This is a genomic window from Streptomyces sp. NRRL B-24572, assembly GCF_002156145.1.
Lineage (GTDB): Bacteria > Actinomycetota > Actinomycetes > Streptomycetales > Streptomycetaceae > Streptomyces > Streptomyces vietnamensis.
On record NZ_MWIG01000393.1, the window covers coordinates 1 to 5063 of the forward strand.

The 5063-nt window shown below is 71.1% G+C and carries 4 protein-coding genes; 1 reads left to right on the forward strand and 3 read right to left on the reverse strand.

Annotated elements, in window-relative coordinates:
• Positions 1-419: 419 nt before the first annotated feature.
• Positions 420-965 carry a MarR family winged helix-turn-helix transcriptional regulator gene (locus tag CCN56_RS23110; protein WP_086829620.1) on the reverse strand — a complete coding sequence of 182 codons (546 nt, stop codon included), beginning with the start codon at positions 963-965 and terminating at the stop codon, positions 420-422.
• A gap of 154 nt (positions 966-1119) precedes the next feature.
• Between CCN56_RS23110 and CCN56_RS23115 the strand changes: the two genes are divergently transcribed.
• Complete coding sequence (locus tag CCN56_RS23115; RefSeq protein ID WP_086829622.1) at positions 1120-2388, forward strand: MFS transporter; 1269 nt, start codon at positions 1120-1122, stop codon at positions 2386-2388.
• Here the strand turns inward: CCN56_RS23115 and CCN56_RS23120 are convergent.
• Both CCN56_RS23120 and CCN56_RS23125 read right to left on the reverse strand, forming a co-directional pair.
• Positions 2385-4016 carry a SpoIIE family protein phosphatase gene (locus tag CCN56_RS23120; RefSeq protein ID WP_086829625.1) on the reverse strand — a complete coding sequence of 544 codons (1632 nt, stop codon included), beginning with the start codon at positions 4014-4016 and terminating at the stop codon, positions 2385-2387. The genes CCN56_RS23115 and CCN56_RS23120 overlap by 4 nt on opposite strands.
• Before the next feature lie 106 nt (positions 4017-4122).
• Positions 4123-5063 (reverse strand): NAD(P)/FAD-dependent oxidoreductase (locus CCN56_RS23125; RefSeq protein ID WP_086829627.1); only part of this gene is annotated, 941 nt, incomplete at its 5' end.

The window sequence follows — 5063 nt, forward strand, 5'->3', positions numbered from 1 at the left end:
CTTCCTTCGTTCCCGTTTCCGGGCCCTCCGGGCGCTTCCTTCGTTTCCGACTCTATCAGATCTTTCCGATCCGATTTCCTCGGTGCTTTCCGGTCCCTTTCGCTTTCGCTCCGGGCCCTTCCGGCGTTTCCGACTCTATCAGATCCTTTCGGCGTCTGATTCCCAGTCAGGGGGGTTTGTCTTTCCGGCTGTTGGGCCGTTCCGACGTCTCAAACTCTAGCGGGTTTCCCCGGCGACTCATAATCGAGTCATTCGAAATGAATTTCGGCATGCCGAAATTCGTCCCGGTGGGGAGTTCGTGCTGAGTAGAGGTGCCGCATCTGCGGCGGGAGTGGTCGTCGAAGAACCGTTCCGGCTCCGTGACAACTCGGAGAACACTACGCATCCAGGAGGGGCGTGTCAACCCCCGTCCGATGGCGTCAGTCCAGGTCCGTCAGGCGGCCGCCGGCGTCCGGCTGGGTGAGCTCCACGCGGCGGAGGAGGCGGATGAGGACATCGCCGAGGACGCCCTTCTCCTCCGTCGTGAGGTCCTGGAGGAGGTCCTCCTCGAAGTAGGTGGCCATGCGCATGGCCTCCAGCCACTTCGAGCGGCCCTCGTCGGTGAGCTCGACGATCACGCGGACGCGGTTGTTCTCGTCGCGGTCGCGGGTGACCAGGCCCTCGCCGGCCATGCGGTCGATGCGGTGGGTCATCGCCGCCGGGGTGAGGCCGAGACGCTTGGCCAGTTCGCCGGGGCCGAGGCGATAGGGGGCACCGGCGAGGACGAGGGTCTTGAGGACCTCCCACTCCGCGTTGCTGATGCCGAGGTCGGAGAGCTGGCGGCCGTACGCCACGTTCATCCGGCGGTTCAGCCGGCCGAGGGCGGAGACGACCTTCTCCACCTGCGGGTCGAGGTCGCGGTACTCGCGCTGATACGCGGCGATCTGCTCGTCGAGGCTCGGCTCCTGGGGAGCGGTGTCGGACATGCGGTGAGTATCCCACGGGCCTCGTTGGCGTTGAAGTCCTTCGGTGTGTACTGTTAAGGCGTTAACTTTAGTGTTGAAGTCTTCAGGGTTCAGGCGTACAGCTCTGAACCCGCGACCGAAGTGGGTGAGTGTGACCAAGGCGAGGGGCGCAGCGATGCGCCGCATTCAGGCAGGCAGCGCGCTGAGCGCGTTCGGACTCGGCTTCACCGTGCCGTACCTCTATGTGTACGTGGCGCAGGTGCGGGATCTGGGCGCTGCGACGGCGGGCGTCGTGCTGGCCGTCTTCGCCATGGCCGCACTGGTGGTGCTGCCCTTCAGCGGGCGGGCCGTCGACCGGCGTGGGCCCGTGCCCGTGCTCCTGGTGGCCTCGGTCGTCGCCGCCGTGGGTGCGGTGGGGATGGGCTTCGCCTCCAGCGTGCCTGCGGCCGTGGGGGCCGCGGCGCTGCTCGGTGCCGGTACGGCGGTGCTCCAGCCGGCCCTCGCCACGATGATCGTCTGGTGCTCCTCGCAGGCCGGTCGTACGCGGGCCTTCGCGATGCAGTTCTTCCTGCAGAACCTGGGGCTCGGTATCGGCGGTCTGATCGGCGGTCTGCTCGTCGACACGAGCCGGCCGGGCAGTTTCATCCTGCTGTTCTCGATCGAGGCGGCGATGTTCCTCGTGCTCGCCGCGATCGTCGGGACGGTCCGGATGCCGGGTTCGCCCGCGCTCCAGGGCGCCCGTCCCTCCGAGGGCGGCAAGGGCGGCGGTGTCCGCGCGCTGCTCGGGCACAAGGCGATGGTGCAGCTGTGTGTCCTCGGGTTCGTGCTGTTCTTCGCCTGCTACGGGCAGTTCGAGTCGGGTCTCGCCGCGTACGGCACCGAGGCCGCCGGCATCCAGCCGTCGGCGCTCGGGCTCGCGCTGGCCGCCAACACGGCGGTGATCGTGGTGGCCCAGTTCCTGGTGCTGCGGTTCGTCGAGCGCCGGAAGCGGACGCGGGTGATCGCGGCCGTGGGTCTGATCTGGACCGTGGCGTGGCTCATCGCCGGGTACGCGGGTCTCGGGCACGGCAGCCAGGCCATGGCGACGGCGGCCTTCGTCTCCACGTACGCCCTCTTCGGGCTCGGTGAGGCGATGCTGTCGCCGACCGTGGCGCCGCTGGTGGCCGATCTGGCGCCGGAGTCGATGGTCGGGTCGTACAACTCGGCCTTCGCCCTGATGAAGCAGCTGGCGCTGGCCGTCGGTCCGGCCGTGGGCGGGCCCATGGGGGCCGCGCTGCACGGTCCGTACATCGTGACCTTCGTGCTGTTCTCGCTGGGGATCACGTTCCTGGCCCTGCGTCTGGGCAAGCGGCTCACTCCCGAGCAGGACCAGCCTTCTCTGGCCCTCAAGCCCTCGAAGGTGGTCGCTCGGCACGAGCCGGCCCGCGAGACGGCCGCCGCCTAGTCGGGCAGGGCGAACTCGCACCAGACCGCTTTGCCGCCGCCCGGTGTGCGGCGGCTTCCCCAGGACGAGGCGATCGTCGCGATGATCGAGATTCCGCGACCCGCCTCGTCCTCCGTTTCCGCCCTGCGGCGGCGCGGCAGGTGGTCGTCGCCGTCCGTGACCTCGATGATCAGGCGGCGGTCGGTGCGGCGCAGCCGCAGGCGCATGGGCGGGGTGCCGTGCTGGAGGGAGTTCGCCACGAGCTCGCTGGTGGCGAGGACGCCCAGGTCGCGGAGCTCCACCGGGAAGCGCCAGGAGGAGAGGACTCCGGAGGCGAACGCACGCGCGCGGGGGGCCGCCTCCACGCCGCCGAGCAGCTCCAGGGCGGCGTTGTGGAAGAGCTCGGCGTCCGCGCCCTTGCGTGAGGGGTGCTGGACGACCAGGACGGCGACGTCGTCGTCGTGCTCGGCGGTCACCCCGAGGGCGCGGAGCAGCCGGTCGCAGACCACCTGCGGGGTGCCGGCCGCGCCGGCCAGGGCGCGGGCCAGGGCGGCGACGCCCTCGTCGATGTCCTCGCGGCGGCGCTCGACCAGGCCGTCCGTGTAGAGGACGGCGGTGGAGCCGGGCGGCAGGGCGATGGAGCCGGAGGCGTGCAGCCAGCCGCCGGTGCCGAGCGGCGGTCCCGTCGGGTCCTCGGCGCGGCGGACCGTGCCGTCCTCGTCCCGTACGAGGATCGGGAGGTGGCCTGCGGAGGCGTACACCAGCTTGCCCTCGCTGGGGTCGTGGATCGCGTACACACAGGTGGCGATCTGGCTGGCGTCGATCTCGGCGGCGAGGCCGTCGAGGAGCTGGAGGACCTCGTGCGGGGGCAGGTCCAGGCGCGCGTAGGCCCGGACGGCGGTGCGGAGCTGGCCCATGACGGCGGCGGCGCGGACGCCCCGGCCCATCACGTCGCCGATGACGAGCGCGGTGCGGCCGGCGCCGAGGGTGATCACGTCGTACCAGTCGCCGCCGACGGCCGCGTCCGCGACGCCGGGCTGGTAGGTGGCGGCGATCCGCAGGTCGTCGGGCTGCTCCAGTTCCTGCGGGAGCAGGGAGCGCTGGAGGGTGACGGCGGTCTCGCGGTGCCGGCGCTCGCTGGCGCGGAGCCGCTCGGCGGCCTCGGCGTGGTCGGTGACGTCGGCGGCGTGGACGAGGACGCCGCCGCCGTCGAGGCGGGGGCTGTCGACGGGCAGGCACGTGACCGTGTACGAGCCGCCGTCCTTGGTCCGCCGGGACTTGACCGTGCGGGGCTTTCCGCTGCGCAGCACCTGGTCCATGAGGGGCAGCAGGCCGAGCTCCTCGGCCTCCGGGCAGGTGTCGGCGACGGTGGCGCCGGCGGGGCGCGGGCCGAACGCGGCGGCGTACGCGTCGTTCACGTACGCGATGCGGTGCTCCGGGCCGTACACGAGGGCGACGAGGCCGGGGAGCCGGCCGAGCAGCTCCCGTACGGAGAAGTCCTCCAGGGCGGGGATGTCGGCATCCTCTGCTGCGAGGTGCTCCAACTGCTGACCGCACTCACCGCGGGCGGCGGGCACGGAGCCTTCGGTCCCCCGCGCCGCGCGGCGCTGCGTGCCGGGGAGCCGGGCGCTCCAACGGGTGAAGTTCACGGATCTGTATGCCTCGTGGTGTCGGTGCCGTGCAGAGTCACGCTGTGCAGGTGTGAGCCCACCTATGGTCACACGTCCAGTGTGGACGAGTGCACTGACAGTGATGTCAGGACTGCGGCTTGTCGCCGTCGCCGGGGGGTGGAGCTGCGGCGAGTTCGAATTCGGCCCGGGGGTGTTCAAGGGAGCCGAGGGAGACGATCTCCCGTTTGAACAGGCCGGACAGGGTCCATTCGGCGAGGACCCGGGCCTTGCGGTTGAAGGTGGGGACGCGGCTGAGGTGGTAGGCGCGGTGCATGAACCAGGCCGGGTATCCCTTGAGTTTGCGTCCGTAGACGTGGGCCACTCCCTTGTGGAGGCCGAGGGAGGCGACGGAGCCCACGTACGCGTGCTCGTACTCCTTGAGCGGCTGTCCGCGGAGGGAGGCCGCGATGTTCTCGGCGAGGACCTTGGCCTGGCGGACGGCGTGCTGGGCGTTGGGCGCGCACTCCTTGTCCGGCTCCTTCGCCGTGACGTCGGGGACGGCGGCGGCGTCGCCGGCCGCCCACGCGTGCGCGGTGCCCTCGACGGCGAGCTGGGCGGTGCAGCGGAGCCTGCCTCGCTCGTTCAGCGGCAGGTCGGTGGCGGCGAGGACGGGTGCGGGCTTCACGCCGGCGGTCCAGACGACGGTACGGGTGGGCAGGCGGGTGCCGTCGCTGAGGACGGCGACCCGGTCCTCGCAGGACTCCAGGCGGGTCTCCAGGCGCACGTCGATGTTCCGGCCGCGCAGCTCGCGGATGGTGTACCGGCCCATCTCCTCGCCGACCTCGGGGAGGATCCGGCCGGAGGCCTCGACGAGGACCCAGCGCAGGTCCTCGGGCTTGACGTTGTGGTAGTACCGCGTGGCGTAGCGGGCCATGTCCTCCAGCTCGGCGAGGGCCTCCACGCCCGCGTAGCCGCCGCCGACGAAGACGAAGGTGAGGGCGGCGTCGCGGATCGCGGGGTCGCGGGTGGAGGAGGCGATGTCCATCTGCTCGATGACGTGGTTGCGCAGGCCGATGGCCTCCTCGA

Bases quoted from the DNA above. Each gene is read 5' to 3' on its own strand.
- CCN56_RS23110 (WP_086829620.1), bottom strand. From the start codon at position 965: ATGTCCGACACCGCTCCCCAGGAGCCGAGCCTCGACGAGCAGATCGCC.
- CCN56_RS23115 (WP_086829622.1), top strand. From the start codon at position 1,120: ATGCGCCGCATTCAGGCAGGCAGCGCGCTGAGCGCGTTCGGACTCGGC.